Below are 1,037 nucleotides of genomic sequence, written 5' to 3'. Positions count from 1 at the left end.
TGCTCAGGTGCTCGCAAAATCACTTCTTCCACGTACTTGTTCATGTAAGCCGCTGCAGCCACTTCATCTTTTTGTGGGTAATCGGCTTCAATGCACTTATCAGCGATGATTTCGTATTTGCCTTCGTCATTGCGGAAACCAGAACCTGGAATGATCGCGCATTTTGATGTGTAGGCTAAAATGCTGGTGCCGGTTGTTGTACAAGCGTCATCAATGGCAAAAAACGGCACGAAGACCGATTTATTGCGGCCGTAATCGTGGTCAGGTAAGTAGAACAAACGCTCGCCGCTGCGCAGTACACGAATCATCTTTTTCACATCTTTGCGATCAATCAGTTTGTTGCCGTTGTGCGTGCGCCCCCAATATTGGATGAAGTTGTACGCTGGGTTGTTGTGAGGACGAAATGCGCCGTAACCCGCAACACCTAAAACAGCAAAAGCTCGCGCGGTAATTTCTAAGTTAAGAGCGTGCACACAACACAACAATACGCCTTTCCCTTCCGCGCCTTTTTCTTTTAGAGCGTGGATGTCTTTCTCGATAATGAGCGTTTTGAAGCGCCATGTAGGCCAAAACCATGTAATACCGGTTTCGATCAGTGCCATCCCGGTATTCTTGAAGTTTTCTTCCACGATATGTTGCACTTCTTCTGGCGTTTTCGCGGGGAATGCCAGCTCAAGGTTGCGCTTCGCGATATGCACGCGCTTTTTGCCATAGCGCATGCCTAGCTTGCCAAGTGAACGCCCCAAAGACAGTAATAGGCGATAAGGAAGAATATTGACGATGATAGCCAGTAGACCAAACCCAAGCCAAACTCCCCAGTTACGAGGATGGAGAAGGGAAAGAGAAAACTCGGGCTGCGTGTATTTGTCTTTACTCATAATCTCTACTTAATTTGTGCACTGAGTAGTGCCCAATACTCGTCAAAGTTTGCAGTAGGTTGGTACTTGAAATCGCTGCGCACAAAACGGTTCAGGCTGCCTTCAACTTGCCCAAGAATTTGCGCAGCAAGAATGCGCTCTTCTACAGGGAAAGATTTA

General features: G+C 47.4%; 1 protein-coding gene and 1 pseudogene. Both read right to left on the bottom strand.

All coding sequences use genetic code 11. The features are described 5' to 3' along the window. Positions 1-878, bottom strand: an 878-nt coding sequence (gene lpxL / locus R7P67_RS26525; RefSeq protein WP_318086544.1) for an LpxL/LpxP family Kdo(2)-lipid IV(A) lauroyl/palmitoleoyl acyltransferase, incomplete at its 3' end; no start/stop codon positions are given. A gap of 5 nt (positions 879-883) precedes the next feature. After that, positions 884-1,037 (bottom strand): annotated as a pseudogene (gene slmA, locus R7P67_RS26520) (nucleoid occlusion factor SlmA); the annotation flags it as partial.

The organism is Vibrio sp. Vb0937 (assembly GCF_033338855.1).
Note: the sequence above shows the minus strand (reverse complement) of the source record. Positions and strands in the feature narration are given on the sequence as shown.